The following is a 16,858-nucleotide window of genomic DNA, read 5'->3' on the forward strand; positions in this document are numbered from 1 at the left end:
GAACCACCCGATCCCATGCCGAACTCGGAAGTGAAACCGCTTAGCGCCGATGGTAGTGTGGAGTCTCTCCATGCGAGAGTAGGTCATCGTCAGGCACTTACACTGAAGAAACCCCGGCCCTTACAGGCCGGGGTTTTTTTATGTCGACAAATAAATCTCTAACTCGCGTATAATGCGACCAAAGTCTAAAGCCTTGTGCGCCTCCTGTGGCCAAGGACCCGAATTTGGTAAGAATCGCATTTGGAGAGTACCTTGACGTTGACCACTCCGGCCTTACTGTTTCCCGCTATCTCCCTGTTGCTGCTCGCTTATACGAATCGTTTCCTGAGCCTGGCCCAGCTGATTCGTAAGCTGGCAGAACAGGAGCGAAATTCGCATCATGACGTGGCAGCGCGGCAAATTCTGTTGTTGCGTCAACGCATCACCCTGACCAAACGCATGCAGATGGCGGGGGTGTTCAGCTTCTTGCTGTGTACGCTTTCGATGTTTGCGCTCTTCTTGTCTCTTGAGCTGTTCGGCATGGTGCTGTTCGGCATCAGCCTGATCAGTCTATCGGTATCGTTGGTCTTCTCGCTCTGGGAAGTGATGATTTCAACCAACGCTCTCAACGTGCAGTTGCAGGACATTGAGGCCCTGGAGCGTAATAAATCGCGTCTGAGCGACAAGGAGTCGAGTGCCGCTAGTCGTTGATGTGGGGGATCTCAGGTCGGGTGATCAGCTTGTGGCAGAAGCAGACGACGGCTAGACTAGCGCCCCTTCACAGGAGGCCACATGATTTCCCAGCAGTTGCTGCTCTATTGCCGTCCGGGCTTCGAGAATGATCTCAGCGCCGAGGTTGCCGACAAGACCGCTCACATGGGCTGGTCAGGTTACCCTCAGGCAACGCCGAACAGCGGGTTCGTGCGCTTCATGCTCACCGGGGACGAACCGGCTAATACGTTGCATCGAGAACTGCCTCTTGAGTCCCTGGTGTTTGCTCGCCAGAGTTTGATTGCTCTTCCTGCCCTCGATGGTCTGTCCCGAGACGATCGCCTGACGCCTATCATCGAGCAGGTGGTAGCCAGTGGGTGGAGCTTCGAGAGCCTTTGGCAGGAGACCCCGGACACCAATGACGGCAAGGCGCTGAGCGGCTTGATCAAGGCGCTTACGCGGCCTCTCGAGTCCATCTTGAAGAAGCGGGGGGCACTGCGGCGCAAGGCTGGTGGTCGGCGCCTGCATCTCTATTGGACAGCGGGCGATAGTGTGCAGATAGGCATGAGCTTTCCCGGCAATCGCAGCGAGCGGCTGGGCGGTATCCTGCGGCTGCGTTCTCCCAAGGATGCGCCAAGCCGTTCGACCCTCAAGCTTGAGGAAGCTTGGCATGTCTTTGTTCCGCGAGAGGAATGGCAAACACGGCTAGGGGAGGGAATGCAGGCCGCCGACCTCGGCGCGGCGCCCGGTGGCTGGACCTGGCAGCTGGTGCAGCAGGGTATGTACGTCTATGCGATCGATAACGGCCCGATGGACAAGGGGCTGATGGCGACCGGACAAGTCGATCACCTTCGCGAAGACGGCTTTACCTGGACACCCCCCAATCGCCTTGACTGGCTGGTCTGCGATATCGTCGACAAGCCGATTCGTGTGATACAGATGGTGGAGCGCTGGCTGGTCAAACGTTGGTGTCGCGAGGCAGTCTTCAATCTCAAGCTACCGATGAAACAGCGCTGGGCCGAGGTTTCACGGTGTCTGTCACGACTGGACGAACAGCTCAGGCAGGCCGGTGTAGCAGCCGATATCCGCTGTCACCATTTATATCATGACCGAGAAGAGGTTACCGTCCATGTACGCCTGAAGCACTAAGCAGGCGTACAATGACGGTGATGGGCCCCAAGAGAGCCCATCCTTGGAATGGTGATCTAGAGTAGCAATATTCAGCAGTGCTCAAAGAGACTGATCTCTTCGTCCTCGACAAGCAGGGGCAAGACGTGTTGCATGACCTGCTCGCGTTCGGTACTCCGGTACCACGTTTTCCAGGCGGCGAGATCACGCCATTGAGTAATCAGAAGGCGTCGCTCGGGATAATGTCGTTCGCACAGGCTTTCGCCGGCAATGAACCCGTTGGCGTTGATTGACGCTCGCATGGCACTGCGCGCCGCCAGGTCGTATTCTTCCTCGAGTCCAGGCATGATGCGGCGCCTGATGAGTACTTTTATCATGGTACTGATCCATCTCCTTCAACGTAATCTTTCACCTGGCCCCCAAGTGAGTAGCCAATGCCCGATTACCCTGACAACCTGCCTGATCACACCGTTGAAATGGACACCAGTGGCCTTTATTGCCCAGAGCCTATCATGATGATGCACAACAAGGTGCGTGACATGAGTCAGGGCGAGATTCTCAAGGTGATCGCCACCGATCCGGCAACGACCCGGGACATCCCGAAGTTCTGCAGTTTTCTGGGCCACGAGCTTATCTATCAGCACGAGAGCGAACAGACGTATCTATATCTGATTCGCCTCGGCTGATAGTCAAGTTTAACTCGTCGCTATCCGCCTCATTGGCGATCAATGACTCACCATCAATGCCAGTGCCTCCAGGGTCGCTGGATCTTCTTGCTTGATCCGGTTGGCGATAACCCTCTGGAAGAAGTACACCACTTGGTGGCGGCTATGGCCGGCATACAGGCAGGCGTCTCCCGCCACCACTGGGGTCGACTCTATGAGATGCTCGTCTACTAGCAAGGCTTCGATTTCGCCACTGTTGTAGAGCCGCCAGCCAAATACCTGCTTGAGTTGCCAGGGCTCATCTTCGCCATCCATGCACAGGGCGTGAGTGCCTAGGGTGTCCGGAAGCTGCTGGATCAAGGTCGACTCGAATGTTTCCTCGTAGTCGAAATAGGCAGCGGCATGCTCCAGTTCGTAAACCTTGTGGTCAGGGGCACTTTGGAAGACCTCATCGGTTTCCGGGTCTCGGTACCCTACGAAATTACCGCATTGAGGATCATCCAGCTGGTGGCAGGGCGTCAGGGCCTCCATCCATGGCACCAGGCCGACGACTTCCCCATCCTCGCGCATGCCCCAAGCAAGAAGCGGCATGCTGTAAAACGTATCCGGGTCAGAAGCCAGTTGGTAGAGCATTTCCAACCCATCCAGCTCCGGAGATAACCGGACTAGCCGTTTTTTGGCGCGTTGCCGCTTTCGCATGGTATCCAGGTCGATGACCTGAGCGGGGCGGGACATCGGAATTCCCATCACAACCCTCCTTAAGCGCGTCATCACGGCATTTAACTGGCCTAGCTTTACTATTAGCACAATCGGTGTATGAAAGTTAAGCCTTCCCTATGTCGTCTTTTCATTGCTGCAGAGGCGTAATAGGCGTAACCAGTGCTGACGATGGGTATCCCGGGCGTTGAGATAGCGTTGCCAGGGAGCTGTGGGGTTGTTCAATGACAGCCACCTATGGCGGTATTCAGTGATCGCTTCGCGGGCCACCTGCTGTGCGTTGAGTAGGGCCTCTACGGCACCTAGCCAGGTGCCGGCCAGCCGGTTCAACCCTTCCAGGTAAGGGCTTAGCTCATTTTCGACATAGTCTTTGACGGTATCCAGGCGGCCGACGTCTACCAGTGGGCAAGAGGTTGTTGCCTCAGCGGTAGCATACAGGCGATTGGCTTCTTCGAGTCGCAGGCTTGCCAGCTGCAGGCTGCGTAATACCTGAGCAGTCAGAGGGGCCTCGCGCAATGTCTTTAGGTGTTGCTCAAGAATGGTGGAATCGGGTTGCCAGTCAGTATCGAGCTGCCGGGTGGTCATGGTGCGCAGGTAGCGCAGTGCCGCCAGGGCTTCAGTGGGGATGGTGAGCGAATCCGGAGGCAGTGGGCCACTCGCTCGGGAAAAGCTGCCGACCCACTCCTCAGATGAGAAGAGGGCATTCCAGCTTGCCATCGGCATCCGCTCGGCCTTGGTGCGGGTCAGTCGTTCCAGGCGCTGGCGGTCTTCGTCATCCAACTGCTGCGCCACGTCCGAATGAGCGCAGGCCTCGAGGCGACGCCATAGCTTGAGCTCATATAGCCAGCGTTGGCTGGGGGCAGCTACCTTGCCAAGTTGGTTATTACGGTTGGCGACCAGCACGCCTATTCGGCACTCACGAAGCGCATAGATATCGAGCATGCCCTCTCTGATGTCGGGAATCTCGAACAGGCGATCATCAGCGTCGGGAAAAGCTGGAATGTTGTTGGGAGTGCCCGGCGTCGGTGGGGTAGCGTCCAGAGCGGCCGCGAGACGTTGCTGGTATGTTGTGAAGAGTGCATCAGTCTCCTTGCCACGCTCGCAGCCGGTGAGCGAAAGCCCCAAAGCAACCAATAGTCCGAGCCATATGAAAGGGCAGGTTACATGCTTCTTGCTGAAGCCCCATGCTTTACGTCTTTCTCTGTGGTCACTCGCTTGACTGAATCGTGCGCGCTCCATTGCTTACCGCCTTGCTGATTGTCTGGAGTCTCAAGCCCAGTAGTACTGCCGCTACCGTCAGGCCAGCCACCAGGCCGATCCAGTAGCCATGAACGCCGAGCGGGGTTTCAAGACCGGGCAGTGCCCCAATACCCAGCAAATGTCCCCCACCAAGCCCGACCAGCCAATAGGCGATCAGCGTGATGATCATGATGATGCGAGTGTCCTTGTAGCCTCGCAGTGCGCCGGCCATGTTCACCTGCAGGGAGTCGGAAATCTGATAGATCATTGCCAGGCCGATAAGCGACAGGGCAACGCGCTGCACCTCAGGGTTGTGAGTGTACAGGGCCAGCACGGGGCGGGCGGCGAACCACAGGATCAGGTCGTTGAACAGGGCGATCACGAGGCTCAGGGCGATGCCGTGCCAGGCCACGAAGCGGGCCGTGGTCAGGTGGCCGGCCCCCAGGGTATTGCCGACGCGTACCGTCAGCGCCATGCCCAGTGACAGCGGCAGCATGAACAGCAGCGAGGTGACGTTGAGGGCTATCTGATGAGCCGAAACGATGACTTCACCGAGACTGGCGATGAACAGTGCGATCAAGGTGAAGAGTGTCACCTCGACGAAGATCGACACCCCGATTGGAACGCCGACGACCAGCAGTTCACGGATCTGGTCGAGACGCGGCCGTGCCAGCGACTGCCACAGCCCCACCGATCCATAGGCGCGACTCTGACGGGTGTAGAGCAGCATGGCCAATGTCATGGCCCACATTGAGATCGCCGTGGCGATACCGCAGCCCAACGCACCCAGCGCCGGGAGGTTCTCGAGGGGCGTCGGCAGGTGGTCACCAAACAGCCCGACCAGCCCCGGTCCCCCGTGGATCAGCACATAATTGAAGGGAATGTTGACGGCGAGCCCCAGCAGGCTGAACCAAAGTGCCGGCCGGGTATGATTCATGCCATCGGAGAAGGCCCGCAGCGCCATGAAAAGTGCCGAGCCGGGCATGCCGAAGGCCACGGCAGCCAGATAGGCCGAGGAGCGGTCGGCGACCGCCGGAGGCACGTTCATCCACTGGAAGACCGGCATCACGGCCTGATGCAGCAATACGGCAACGATCAGTCCCATCGCCAGCGCGACCCACAGCCCCTGATGGACACGGGAACGGATGGTCTCGGTGCGTTCTGCACCAAGCAGCTGCGCGACGATAGGCGTCAGCCCCATCAAGGTGCCGGCCATGAACAGCATCAGCGGCAGCCACAGGCTCGAGCCCACCGAGACGGCGGCCAGGTCTGTCGCACTGAGCCGGCCGGTCATGATCACATCGACGGTGCTCATGCCGGCCTGGGCGAGTTGCGCACCACAGATCGGCAAGGCCAGGCCCATCAACAGGCGTGTCTGTGTGTACCACCGGGATAGCGAGGTGGGAGAGGACAACGACAACTCCTTTTCAATCATGGCTGTTGGGCCCTTCCTGGGGCGGAGCCGTAGTCTAGCAATCGGCAGTGGTTTTCGCTTGGCCACCAGGCCCTTATACTGCGCTTCGTCGTTTCGCCAACCGGAGTTGCTGTGCCCCATCGCCTAGAGGATGTCATCGCCCTGTTCGATGGCCTCTTTTACCCCAGCTACCAGACCCGCCTGGTGCGTGGCGGCGATGAGCCGCTTTACCTGCCTGCGGATGCCGACTGCGATCATCATCGCGTGATCTTCGCGCGTGGCTTCTTTGCAAGCGTGCTTCACGAGGTTAGCCACTGGTGCATTGCGGGTGCACGGCGCCGCAAGCTTGAGGACTATGGCTACTGGTACCTGCCGGACGGCCGCGATGCCGCGCAGCAGCAAGCCTTCGAGGCGGTGGAAGTGGCGCCCCAGGCGCTGGAACTTTTGTTCTCGCGGGCCTGTGGACTGCCCTTCAACGTCAGCGTCGACAATCTGGGGGAAGTGACGGTCGACCGGGAGGGGTTCCGCGCGCGTGTCGAGGCGCGGGCGGCCCGGGTCGACGCCGAGGGGTTGCCTCGGCGTGCCCGAGCCTTTCGCGATGCCCTGGCCGCCTTCTACCTCGAGGGCCAGCCGCTGACGTTGGCGATCGCCAGTGGGCGACGTCGGCTCGGCGCAGCCCTTGAGCCTGCCCCGGCCTGAGGGTCGCGCCATGGTGCTGGCCGGGAGGCGGGCTCAGTCCTCCAGGTCGATATCGTGGCTGCCGTCGTGGCCGAAGGCGGTGTCATCGCCCAGCATGAGTCGACGATGCAGCATCAGCATGACCTCGACCTCCTGCTCAGGGCGCATGGGCTCCAGGCCCTGTTCGGCAAACAGCATGCCGCGTTCCCGGGGCCATTCTCCGGGGGAGAGGTCGGGATAGAGCGATTCGGCGGGGGCCATCTCGACGAAGGGGTCGAGGCCAAAGGTCTCGAACAGCCGCGACAGCGCCGCTTCGTCATCGCTGACACCTGCCGTGTACAGCGTGGCATTGAAATGATCGGTCTCGAGTTCGCGGATCACATCAAGTGCACTGACCCCCAGGCTCTCAAGCTCCTCCTGGCTATAGTCGCCAAGCGCGACCATGTCGTCATCAAGCCAGTCGCTATCGGGCTGGATCAGGGTGTGTTTGATACGTCCGTCGCTCAGTGACCAGGCGATCGCCAGCGGCAGACCGCCTTCTTCACCGGTCTCGACGGCAATAAAGCCCGGAACATCGGCCATGTCAGGAATCCTTGTCAGCAGGTAGTCGGAAGAAGGTGCGGGCCGTGGCGGTCGTCGCCTCGGCCAGTGTTTGTTCATCGATGCCGCGCCAGTGGGCAATCTCGCGCACAATCCACGGCAGCAAAGCCGGCTCGTGACGACGCCCCTTGAGCTTGGCCGGTAGATTGCGCGGCACGAGATAGGGGCAGTCGGTCTCGACCATCAGTCGATCGAGCGGAATCTCGCGAACCAGATCGCGCAGATGATGGCCACGCCGCTCATCGCAAAGCCAGCCCGTGAGGCCGATGTGAAGATCCAGGTCTCGATAGCCATATAGCGTCTCGCGCTCGCCGGTGAAGCAGTGCACCACCACCTGGCTGAGATCATCACGCCAGGCATGAAGTATCTCCTGCATGCGCCGGCCGGCATCGCGCTCGTGGACGAAAAGCGGCAAGCCGGATTCGGCAGCGAGCCCCAGCTGCGCCTCGAAGGCGCGCTCCTGATCAGCAGGCGTAGAGAAGTTGCGGTTGAAGTCGAGGCCGCATTCGCCGACCGCTACCACCTCTGGTTCTTGGTGCAGCGCTGCCATGGCGCGGGCGAGCTCGGGGGTCCAGCTACTGGCATCGTGGGGATGGATGCCGGCAGTGGCATAGAGTCCGGGATGCTGGCGGGCCAGTGCCACGGCTTGCTCGGCATGCTCGCGGTCAGTGCCGGTGAGAATCAGGGTGTCGACATGTGCGGCTCGCGCGCGTTGAATTACCGCGTCGAGGTCGCGACCGAAGCTGTCGTGAGTCAGGTTGGCGCCGATGTCCACCAGCGGGGCCGGGGAGCGAAAGCGCAGTGCCTCGGGCAATACGTCGTCGAAGGTGGCGGTGGAGTCGGCCAAGAGGTATTTCCTATCGAAAAATGGGCAAGCATTATACCCGTCCGGTGGCAACATGGTCACGTATGACAAGGGATGCCGGTGAGTCTCATGGCAGGGGAACGCAAGGGCCGACGAATGGGTACTGTCCGCGTTACACTAGCAATACTAGTGCGTGCTTATGCGGCATGCCGAATGACGAACACCAAGAGGTAAGTGCGTGACCCTGCTACGTCTAGAACAGCTGCAACTGGCCTACGGGCCTCAGGTACTTCTCAACGGCGCCGATCTGGTGCTGGAGCGCGGTGAGCGCCTGGCGTTGGTGGGCCGTAACGGCACCGGTAAGTCGACTCTGCTCAAGCTGATCTCGGGCGAGGTGTTGGCCGACGGCGGCAGCCTATGGCGGGCGCCGGGACTGAAAATCGGCGTGCTCGAGCAGGACCTGCCGAATGCCTCGGGCGAGACCATCTTCGATGTCGTTGCCCAGGGCTTGCCAGAAGCCGGTTCGCTGCTCGCCGAGTATCATCACCTAATCATGGATCCGGATCCTGATATGGCGCGCATGGAGCGTCTGCAGACTCAGATTGAGTCGATCGACGGCTGGTCCTTCCATCAGCGCATCGATACCGTGTTGACTCGCTTGGGTCTGCCGGCCGACGACGCCATGGAGGCACTCTCCGGCGGCTGGCGGCGGCGTGTCGCCCTGGCCAGGGCACTGGTTGCCGAGCCTGATCTCCTGCTGCTCGACGAGCCCACCAACCACCTGGATCTGGACACCATCGCCTGGCTTGAGGAGCAGCTCACTTCCTTCAACGGCGCCGTGCTGTTCATTACCCATGACCGCGCCTTCCTGTCGCGCCTGGCCACGAATATTCTCGAGCTGGATCGCGGGCGCCTGGGTCGCTACCCGGGAGACTACGCCAAGTATCAGGAACAGAAGACGCATGAACTGGAAGTCGAGGCTCGTGAAAACGCCGAATTCGACAAGAAGCTTGCCCAGGAAGAGTCCTGGATCCGTCAGGGCATCAAGGCGCGCCGTACGCGCAACGAGGGGCGCGTTCGGGCGCTTGAACAGATGCGCCGAGAGCGCGGCCAGCGTCGCGAGCGTCAGGGCAAGGCGAATCTCTCGGTAGACACCGGCGAGCGCAGTGGTAAGCAGGTGGTGGAGCTCAAGGGCGTCAGTCAGGCCTTCGGCAGCGACTACGTGGTTCGTGACCTGAGCCTTGAGATCCAGCGCGGCGACCGGATCGGCCTGATCGGTCGTAACGGTGCCGGCAAGACCACGCTGCTCAAGATTTTGCTGGGTGAACTCGAGCCCCAGGAAGGCACGGTCAAGCTGGGCACCAAGATGCAGGTGGCCTACTTTGACCAGCTGCGTGCCGGGCTGGAGCCAGAGAAGACCGTCTACGACAACGTGGCTCAGGGCAGCGATAGGGTCTCTGTCGGTGGCCGTGATCGTCACGTGATCAGCTATCTCCAGGACTTCCTGTTTACCCCGGAGCGTGCCCGTCAGCCGGTCAAGGCCCTATCGGGCGGCGAATCGAACCGCCTGTTGCTTGCCAAGCTGTTCACCCAGCCGGCTAACGTGCTGGTACTCGATGAGCCGACCAACGACCTGGATGTCGAGACTCTGGAACTGCTCGAAGAGTTATTGCTCGACTTCGATGGCACCCTGTTGCTCGTGTCTCACGACAGGGCCTTCATGGATAACGTCGTGACCGGCGTGTTGGCGTTCGAAGGTGACGGCATCGTGCGCGAGTACGTTGGCGGCTACAGCGACTGGGTGCGCCAGGGCGGCAAACTGCCTCCCGCGCCATGGGACTTTGATGCGGCCAATGCGGCGGGCCGGGCGAAGGTCGAATCGCCCAGCGAAGCCAAGGCAGCGCGTGGCGAGCCGGCGCCCTCCGCCAATGAGTCGAACGCCACGCCAACCGAGTCCAAGCGGGTCAAGCTCTCCTACAAGGTGCAGCGAGAGTTGGATCAACTACCGGCATTGATCGAACGCCTGGAGAGCGAGGTCGCGGAATTCGAAGCCAGAACCGGAGATCCGAGCTTTTATCAGCAGGAAGCGGCGCAGGTCACCGCGACGCTGGACGCGCTTTCTACCAAGCAGCGTGAGCTTGATGAGGCCATGGAGCGTTGGATGGAACTCGAGGCGATGGCGGCTGGCGAGGCCTGAGCATAGGCTGACGCAATAGCGGCGCCCGATTGGGCGCCGCTATTGGGTGTGGATCTAGGTGATGTCAGGTGTCAGTCAAGCGGCACTGAGGCGTTATTCCTTGCTGTCATCTTCGCCAACGCGCACTGCCAGCACATCACATTTTGCACCGTGCAGGACGCCAGTGGACGTAGAGCCCAGCAGAAGCGCGAAGCCATGACGACCGTGTGAGCCGACAACGATGAGGTCGACATCATGCTCCTCGGCAAAGCGATGAATTTCAGTGTCGGGCATGCCGACCACCACGTGCTGGTCCGCCTTGGCGACCTCTTTCGGATCGGCAATTTCGGCCAAGCGCTGTTTGGCGTGTTCGTCTAGCTGGTCCTGAATACTGGTCAGGTCCATCGGAATATCACCGCCGTAGGCAAAGCCCAGCGGTTCCAGGGTATGCATGATGGATAGCTTGGCCTTGTTGCGATCAGCAATCGGCAGCGCTCGTTCCAGTACCTTGTGAGAATCCTTGGTCAGATCAACGGCGACCAGGATATGACGATACTCGTTGCTCATGTGAGCCTCCCGGTGGAAAGTAGATGGGCCTACCCCAACTCTAGGCGTGGCACTGGCTCGATACAACGATTTATATCAATCTTTTAGCACATTCAAGTGAATCATTTTGGGTCGATCGAGATGCCCCTTTGGTGGTTATTTCATCTTATCGCTCGGCGTTTCGTCGTTCGGGCTCGGTCGCGTCCTGCATAGATAGAGGTAGACATGGTTTGGTTGATTATTGCCCTGGTGATAGGGCTGATGCTGTCACCAATGATGTGGTTGCGACCCAGTCCCCAGCAGCAACGCATGGGCCGCTTGCGGAAGGCAATGACCAACGCCGGGGTCAAGGTAAAGCTGGGCGATTCGCCGCTGCACGAGGGTGGGCAGATGGCGAGCTATCGCTGGATGTATCCCGGTGAGTACCCCGGGCCACGCTTCGTGCTGGTGCGTGAGGCGGTGGCAAGCGATGCCCTCAAGCCTTTCATGAATGGTTGGCGCTGGCGCATTGAGCCGCTTCGGCCTCTACCTGGTGAGGCCCTGGCAATGCTTGAGGCAACCCTTGGTGCACTGCCGGCGGATGCCCAAGTCGTTGAGTCGAGCCGCGATGCGCTGACGTTGTGGTGGGGGGAGTCGCTCGGTGCAGACGCCTTCGAGCACCACCGGGACAATCTTTCGAACCTTCACCAGCATCTTGCCGGGCGACCGGATGAACCGGCGCCCCGCAAGCTTGGCGTTCGTGAAATGCGGGAACAGGCGCGTCGATGACGCTATCAGCCAGGGGGCAGATCTGGCTTAGGCCGTGACCTCATCCCGAGACTGAATCCTCAGCCCGTTATCTTCGATGCGCGAAAGCAGGGCATCGAATTGTTCGATGTCCTCATGGCTCAACCCGTCAAGCATCTCGACCCGTGCCTTTTCCACGACGCTGTCGATCTCCTCGAGGAGAGGGGCGGCATCTTTCGTCAGGAAGATACGTTTGGCGCGGCGATCATGATCACAGGGGCAACGCTCAATCAGGCCTTGTTGGGCAAGCTGATCCAGGGTGCGCACCAAAGAGGGCGCTTCTACGCCAATTGCCCGGGCCAGATCGCACTGTGGCTGTCCATCGCCCAGCCGCCAAAGGTGATAAAGAGTGACCCAGCGGGTCTGTGTTAGCCCAAGTGGCGCCAGGCGCTGGTCGAGTATGGCTCGCCAGAGTCTTGGCAGGCGTGCCAGCTTGAATCCAATATTTTTTTCCATTGTAGCCCTATGTTCGCCAGCTAATAGTTTCATTGTCCGAGCTCACCCTGGGCAATGCAACCCCTTGTCTGGTGAAAAATTGATCACTTGTCTTCAAGCAGGGTGCCACCAGTGTCGCTTTTCTGGTCGGGGATCAGTTGGCGCCAGTCAAGGCCGGGCAACCCTCGCGGTATATGAATAGTACCATCGACTACCTGCACATCATCAGGGGCTTCGCCCACAGTGAAACGCACGACACCAATCCGTTGACCGGATGGCGTCATGACATCTACCCGCCAGTCGCCTGCGGGATTTGCTGGGAAATTCTGTTTATGTGTCCAGGCTCGATATCCCTGGGCGCGTCCGCCTCGTATCTCCAGCGGAATTCGATCGATCAGCTCGCCGTCATGTCGCCATTCGTGATAGACCGTCTCACTCAGGCCGCGTGGCGCGCGAATGGCGGTGTAAGCGTAGAGCCCGCGGGATGCCACCGCCTTGCTGGTCAAGGCCATCTCGCCGCTGGGGTTCCGGTTCGATACCACGAACCCGGGTGACAGGGCGTAGCCGGTCAACCAGAGGTTGGCCGGGGGAATCCAGCCCCGCACGGCCCAGCCGGCACCCGCCAGCAGCATGGCCAGGCCGATCATCGCGATCCAGCTGCTGGCTCGCTTCGGGCGTAATAGATTCACCAGGCTCGGCACTGCGAATATCACCATCACGGCCAGTGCGATAGCCAGGCTCTCGCCGGTCGTCAGATGCAGCATGATCGGCAACGTGACCAACACCACCACGAACACACACAGTGCGTGGAAGGCGAAATATAACCAGCGGTGCCGTTCCGCGAGGCGGAAGTAAAGTGGGTCGAGCACCGACAGCAGGGCAAGACCCATGAAGAGCACCGTGAATACGGCCTGCCCGCTGGACCAGACGGTGGTCGCCAACAGGAAGGGCAGGCTGAAGAACAGCGTCTCCTGATGAATCATCTGGGCGATGAAGGTCGTCACGCCCCGCGGCAGATGAGGATAACCGTGGTTGGCCAGTCGTCTCTGGATCAGGCTTTCCGAAAGCAGCAGCAGCCAGGCCATCAGCATCGCCAGCGCCAATGCACCGCCTAGCCATTGCTGGCGATCCACCAGGAAGAAGCTGGCTACACCGGCACTGAACGCGACGGGTGGCCATAGCCAGACATAGGGCCTCAGGCGTTGGCTGAGGCCCGTGATACGCGCTTGAACATCAACCAGCCGTGAGCTTGCCGTGTGCTGTTGGGCAGGCGCTTGGGCCTCGGCGTTCGGCATTTGCGGTGATGGTTCTGATGCATTCGGCTCGGAAGAAGCCCCAGTAGAAGGCTTATCCATTGAGGGCCGTTCGGAGCTCATAAAGGGACCGGTTCAGTTGGAGCAAGGCTGCAATCCTACCAGTCACAACCGGGTGCCGGGAGTCGCAATCAAGCGACAGGCCGGAGCGGAGGATCTGATGGCGTCCGTTTCCAGCGTCAGGGCATGGCCCCTATCAGATTGCGCGCCAGGGTGACGGTCAACATGCCCAGCCAGGCGAAAAGCAGTGAGCCACCGAGATGAAGGGCGATGCCAGCCAGCGCGAGGCCCGGGCGACCCGCCTGAAGGTTGGCCAGTATTTCCGCGGTAAAGGAAGAAAAGGTGGTCAGGGCCCCGAACAGGCCGGTGACGAGAAAGAGTCGCCATTCCGGTGAAAGCTGGGGGTGTTCGCTGAATAACGCCACGAAGAGGCCAATCAGATAGCCGCCGAGCGTGTTGGCCACCAGGGTGCCCAGTGGAAGGGCGGGGTAATAATGATTAAGCCATAACCCCAGCAGCCAGCGGGCGTTGGCGCCCAGTGCCGCACCGCCGCTAACGGCGAGAATCGAGAGCCACATGGTAATCCTTGTGCACTGTTTTAAGAGGCTCGGTTGAGTGGCATCGCGTGTAAAGCCAGGCCTGCGTTACCCGTGCGTGTGAGGGTCTGCATGGCAATGGGCTGGCTGTTGATGAGCGGCTGTTTCCGACTCTCCGCAGCCATCCGCATCTCGGGCGTCCAGGCAGTGGTCTGGTGCCTCGATTTGTATGGTGGCATGGCTGATACCGAAGCGCTCATGCAGCCGCGCCTTGATGGCAATCAGGGCCTCCTGTCGATCCATGCCCTCAACCAAGGTGGCGTGCAGAGAGACCATCGGTCGGGCCGGGGTGAGCGACCAGGCATGTACATGGTGTACCTCGGAGATCGCCATGACCTGATGCGGGATATCCTGCTCGAGCTGGTCCACGTCGAGGCCTTCCGGTGTGCCTTCGAGCAGTATATGAGCGGATTCTCGCGTTAGTGTCCAGGCGCTGCGAAGTATCAGTGCCGCAATCAACACCGACAGGAGGGGATCTATCGGCATCCATCCGGTGGCCATGATCACGGCGCCGGCGATGATGGCGGCCACGGAGCCGAGCAAATCCCCTAGCACGTGCAGGGCCGCTCCACGAATATTGAGATTGTCGCGATCACCAAGATGCAGGATGGCGAATACCACCAAATTGACCGCCAAGCCGAGGGCTGCGACCAGCATCATGGTATTGGCCTGAATATCCACCGGGTTGACCAGCCGGCCGACGGCCTCTACCCCGATCCAGATCACCAGGCCGATCAGCGCCAGGCCGTTGACGAAGGCAGCAAGCACCTGCACGCGGTGGTAGCCAAAGGTGCGGCGTCCGTCAGAGGGGCGTTTGCTCAATCGAGCGGCAAACCATGCCAGCCCCAAAGCGGCACTGTCGGTCAGCATATGGGCAGCATCAGCCAACAGTGCCAGCGAGCCCGAGAGTATCCCGCCGATCACTTCGGCGATCATGAAGGTGCCAGTCAACACTAGCGCCCATAGGAGCCGGGTTTCGCTATCGCTGTGATGATGACCATGGTGATGGCCATGAGCATGATCGTGTGCCATGAAGCGCCTTGTGTGGTGTGGCCATGCCGGCTCGGGGCCAGCATGTGTCAATGTCCATTAGGCTATCACGGTCTAATAGGCTATGAACCCCTTCAGTGTCGGCGCTTCACAGCTCGTGACCGAGCATGACGCGACAGATATCGGCGAAGCTATGCGGTTCTCTGAGCAGTTGTCCCAGTTCGATGCCTAAGGCACGTCCGGCGTCTGAGGCCGAGATCAGGCCGCGCAGCCGGGGCTGCTGCTGTTCGTCATGGTCGACGATCAGCAAATGCTGGTCGCCATGAGCCTGCAGCGCCTGGACTAGCTTGCCGATAGTCAGATGCGACAGGCGTGACAGCGGCAGCGCATGCAGCGTCGAGCAGGAAGACTGCACCATGCCCACGGTCACGTCGGCGCGGGCAATCTGGTGGGTCTGCATGGCCTGGGTCGTCCGGCGCCCGCCCAAGAGTTCCTTGGCGGTGACGATGCCCTGGCAGCGTCCATCCGCGTCGGCCACCAGCAGTAGACGCACGCCGCTGGCCTGCATGATGAGACGGGCTTCTTCGGCGGGTGTCTCAGTGCCGATCGTGCGTGCCCGCACCTGGGTGAAGTCGGTGAGCAGGGAGCTGGCTGGACTATCAATCGTCAGGTGTGACAGTGGCACCGCGGGATCGGCAATCGGCAGGTCACCGGCAAGAGACTCGAGCGACAGGGTTGGGTGCGACATATCCGGCATGAGGGCGCTCCTTTCTTTGAAATCGGTGCTCAAGGCAATGAACAACGGGGCTATCCATTTAGCAAGCTTACAATAATTATCTTAAGGCTTTCTTAAGCCCCGCTGTCAATATTGACCCTCGACGGAGTTGGACGTCCCGGCCTTGTGCTCTGCCCGTTGGACGACGGCCGTCCCGCCTCAAGGCTTCTTTAGCAAGAAAGCCCTGAGTCAAAAGATGGGCATGAGCCGGTGATGCCGGAAGGCAAGGCGTGTCGACGAGGGGATGCTGAAGGCGGCCTGGCGGGACGAGACTGTGCAATTGTCCCGCCGGTTGGATGGACTGGTTTACGTCGTACTCACGGCGAGTCCGGTTAAAGAGTCATGAACGGCGTAGCCTGCCCGTCAGTGAATTGATACACCTCATAGGGTGCCAGCTGCGGCCCCGGCATGCCCGGTGTTCCCTGGGGCATGCCGGCAAGCCCTATGCCGTCGATCTCGGGGCGCTGCTCGAAGAGCCTCTCGAGGGCTGCGACGGGAACATGCCCTTCGATGACGTAACCGTCCATCATGACGGTATGACAGGATCCCTGGCCGTAGGGAATGCCAGCCGCATGCTTGATCTGGCCCATGGGCTCGTCGTCGATGACCTCGACATTGATGCCGCTCGCCTCTAGATGGCGGGCATAGGTTTCGCAGCAACCACAGGACGGGTTCTTGAAGAGTCGGGCGCTATCCGGCAGGGCGGCGTGTGCGGTGCTGGCGCCCAGCAGAAGGCTGCCGGCGAGATACAGTGCTTTCACTTGAGCTTGCATGGCGACATGACCTCTCGGGGTGGTGGTGGGGCGGCTGCTCATGGTCAGGGCGGAACCCTCCTGGAAAATTCATTCCGTTCATTCTTATAGCGTAAAGCCAATGTCTTACCCAAGGGTCAAGTCACATTCAAATGTGGCCGGGGGTCACCTCGCCATTCTGTCAGTCATGATCAACTCATCGAACATAACGTTGTTGCGTTATGGTTTATTCTCGATCGTGCCGTTGCCCTGGGCGATCCATGCCAGCGACTCCCTCGCCACCTGCCGACAGCTGCAGGGGAAATCGTCCTGTGGCCCAGGTCTCCTGCCCCGTATGGCGTTAACCTTGACGATGGAAGGCTAAAACCGAGCGGCGAGAATGGCCTTGATCCAGCGCAAGAAGCGGGGGGAATTCGCCTGTCCGGTCTGAAATGGCATGCGAATGCTCGGGATGATCGGCGAAACTAGGGCAGGGCAAGTGACACTCAGGGCCCGGCGCGAATAAAACATGGCGCCGGGGCCCTGCGTAACCATCGATTCCAACTGGAGAGGG

19 protein-coding genes and 1 rRNA gene are annotated in these 16,858 nt (G+C 60.2%); 7 read left to right on the top strand and 13 right to left on the bottom strand.

Annotation, left to right across the window (positions count from 1 at the left end):
- From rrf to rlmM, 3 genes are all read left to right on the top strand, one after another.
- Positions 1-95: ribosomal RNA gene (rrf, locus tag HF027_RS13470) — 5S ribosomal RNA — on the top strand; the annotation flags it as partial.
- A 157-nt stretch (positions 96-252) separates the two neighbouring features.
- A complete protein-coding gene (locus tag HF027_RS13475; protein WP_168016517.1) occupies positions 253-690 on the top strand; it encodes a DUF2721 domain-containing protein in 438 nt (145 codons plus the stop codon).
- An 81-nt stretch (positions 691-771) separates the two neighbouring features.
- Positions 772-1,839 carry a 23S rRNA (cytidine(2498)-2'-O)-methyltransferase RlmM gene (gene rlmM / locus HF027_RS13480; RefSeq protein ID WP_168016518.1) on the top strand — a complete coding sequence of 356 codons (1,068 nt, stop codon included), beginning with the start codon at positions 772-774 and terminating at the stop codon, positions 1,837-1,839.
- A 71-nt stretch (positions 1,840-1,910) separates the two neighbouring features.
- On the opposite strand, the gene HF027_RS13485 is transcribed toward rlmM, so the two are convergent.
- Entirely contained in the window at positions 1,911-2,195 is a 285-nt protein-coding gene (locus HF027_RS13485) for an antibiotic biosynthesis monooxygenase family protein (RefSeq protein ID WP_168016519.1), read from the bottom strand.
- Positions 2,196-2,252: 57 nt separating this feature from the next.
- On the opposite strand from HF027_RS13485, the gene tusA reads away from it, so the two are divergent.
- A complete protein-coding gene (gene tusA, locus HF027_RS13490; protein WP_168016520.1) occupies positions 2,253-2,504 on the top strand; it encodes a sulfurtransferase TusA in 252 nt (83 codons plus the stop codon).
- Positions 2,505-2,543: 39 nt separating this feature from the next.
- Here the strand turns inward: tusA and HF027_RS13495 are convergent, their stop codons facing one another.
- The 3 genes from HF027_RS13495 to HF027_RS13505 all read right to left on the bottom strand — a co-directional run bounded on the left by HF027_RS13495 (position 2,544) and on the right by HF027_RS13505 (position 5,802).
- Positions 2,544-3,230, bottom strand: coding sequence for a hypothetical protein (locus tag HF027_RS13495; RefSeq protein WP_168016521.1), 687 nt, complete (start codon positions 3,228-3,230; stop codon positions 2,544-2,546).
- An 87-nt stretch (positions 3,231-3,317) separates the two neighbouring features.
- The gene (locus HF027_RS13500) at positions 3,318-4,325 is read right to left on the bottom strand and encodes a DUF3080 family protein (RefSeq protein WP_245184802.1); all 1,008 of its coding nucleotides are present in this window, start codon (positions 4,323-4,325) and stop codon (positions 3,318-3,320) included.
- An 82-nt stretch (positions 4,326-4,407) separates the two neighbouring features.
- Positions 4,408-5,802, bottom strand: a complete 1,395-nt coding sequence (locus tag HF027_RS13505; RefSeq protein ID WP_245184836.1) for an MATE family efflux transporter — start codon at positions 5,800-5,802, stop codon at positions 4,408-4,410.
- 183 nt (positions 5,803-5,985) lie between these two features.
- Between HF027_RS13505 and HF027_RS13510 the strand changes: the two genes are divergently transcribed.
- The gene (locus HF027_RS13510) at positions 5,986-6,552 is read left to right on the top strand and encodes an elongation factor P hydroxylase (RefSeq protein WP_168016524.1); all 567 of its coding nucleotides are present in this window, start codon (positions 5,986-5,988) and stop codon (positions 6,550-6,552) included.
- A 33-nt stretch (positions 6,553-6,585) separates the two neighbouring features.
- Here the strand turns inward: HF027_RS13510 and HF027_RS13515 are convergent, their stop codons facing one another.
- Together HF027_RS13515 and HF027_RS13520 are read right to left on the bottom strand one after the other, a co-directional pair.
- Positions 6,586-7,113, bottom strand: coding sequence for a hypothetical protein (locus HF027_RS13515; protein WP_168016525.1), 528 nt, complete (start codon positions 7,111-7,113; stop codon positions 6,586-6,588).
- Position 7,114: 1 nt separating this feature from the next.
- A complete protein-coding gene (locus HF027_RS13520) occupies positions 7,115-7,978 on the bottom strand; it encodes a TatD family hydrolase (protein ID WP_245184803.1) in 864 nt (287 codons plus the stop codon).
- Positions 7,979-8,174: 196 nt separating this feature from the next.
- Between HF027_RS13520 and HF027_RS13525 the strand changes: the two genes are divergently transcribed.
- The gene (locus tag HF027_RS13525) at positions 8,175-10,133 is read left to right on the top strand and encodes an ATP-binding cassette domain-containing protein (RefSeq protein WP_168016526.1); all 1,959 of its coding nucleotides are present in this window, start codon (positions 8,175-8,177) and stop codon (positions 10,131-10,133) included.
- Between the two features lie 93 nt (positions 10,134-10,226).
- Here HF027_RS13525 and HF027_RS13530 read toward each other — a convergent pair whose 3' ends face one another.
- Positions 10,227-10,679, bottom strand: coding sequence for a universal stress protein (locus HF027_RS13530; RefSeq protein ID WP_168016527.1), 453 nt, complete (start codon positions 10,677-10,679; stop codon positions 10,227-10,229).
- 204 nt (positions 10,680-10,883) lie between these two features.
- Between HF027_RS13530 and HF027_RS13535 the strand changes: the two genes are divergently transcribed.
- Positions 10,884-11,426: a preprotein translocase subunit YajC gene (locus HF027_RS13535; RefSeq protein ID WP_168016529.1), complete on the top strand. Its 543-nt coding sequence runs from the start codon at positions 10,884-10,886 to the stop codon at positions 11,424-11,426.
- Positions 11,427-11,453: 27 nt separating this feature from the next.
- Here the strand turns inward: HF027_RS13535 and slyA are convergent, their stop codons facing one another.
- The 6 genes from slyA to HF027_RS13565 all read right to left on the bottom strand — a co-directional run bounded on the left by slyA (position 11,454) and on the right by HF027_RS13565 (position 16,368).
- Positions 11,454-11,900 (bottom strand): transcriptional regulator SlyA, encoded by a 447-nt coding sequence (gene slyA, locus HF027_RS13540; protein ID WP_136254247.1) that lies wholly within the window; start codon positions 11,898-11,900, stop codon positions 11,454-11,456.
- Positions 11,901-11,983: 83 nt separating this feature from the next.
- A complete protein-coding gene (locus tag HF027_RS13545; protein WP_168016531.1) occupies positions 11,984-13,174 on the bottom strand; it encodes a DUF5924 family protein in 1,191 nt (396 codons plus the stop codon).
- 197 nt (positions 13,175-13,371) lie between these two features.
- A complete protein-coding gene (gene crcB, locus HF027_RS13550) occupies positions 13,372-13,770 on the bottom strand; it encodes a fluoride efflux transporter CrcB (protein ID WP_168016533.1) in 399 nt (132 codons plus the stop codon).
- A 66-nt stretch (positions 13,771-13,836) separates the two neighbouring features.
- Positions 13,837-14,820 carry a cation diffusion facilitator family transporter gene (locus tag HF027_RS13555; protein ID WP_168016535.1) on the bottom strand — a complete coding sequence of 328 codons (984 nt, stop codon included), beginning with the start codon at positions 14,818-14,820 and terminating at the stop codon, positions 13,837-13,839.
- Between the two features lie 106 nt (positions 14,821-14,926).
- Entirely contained in the window at positions 14,927-15,535 is a 609-nt protein-coding gene (locus tag HF027_RS13560; protein WP_136254251.1) for a CBS domain-containing protein, read from the bottom strand.
- 350 nt (positions 15,536-15,885) lie between these two features.
- Complete coding sequence (locus HF027_RS13565; RefSeq protein WP_342448745.1) at positions 15,886-16,368, bottom strand: DUF411 domain-containing protein; 483 nt, start codon at positions 16,366-16,368, stop codon at positions 15,886-15,888.
- Between the last annotated feature and the right edge of the window lie 490 nt (positions 16,369-16,858).

The organism is Halomonas salinarum, from assembly GCF_012062845.1.
Lineage (GTDB): Bacteria > Pseudomonadota > Gammaproteobacteria > Pseudomonadales > Halomonadaceae > Onishia > Onishia salinarum.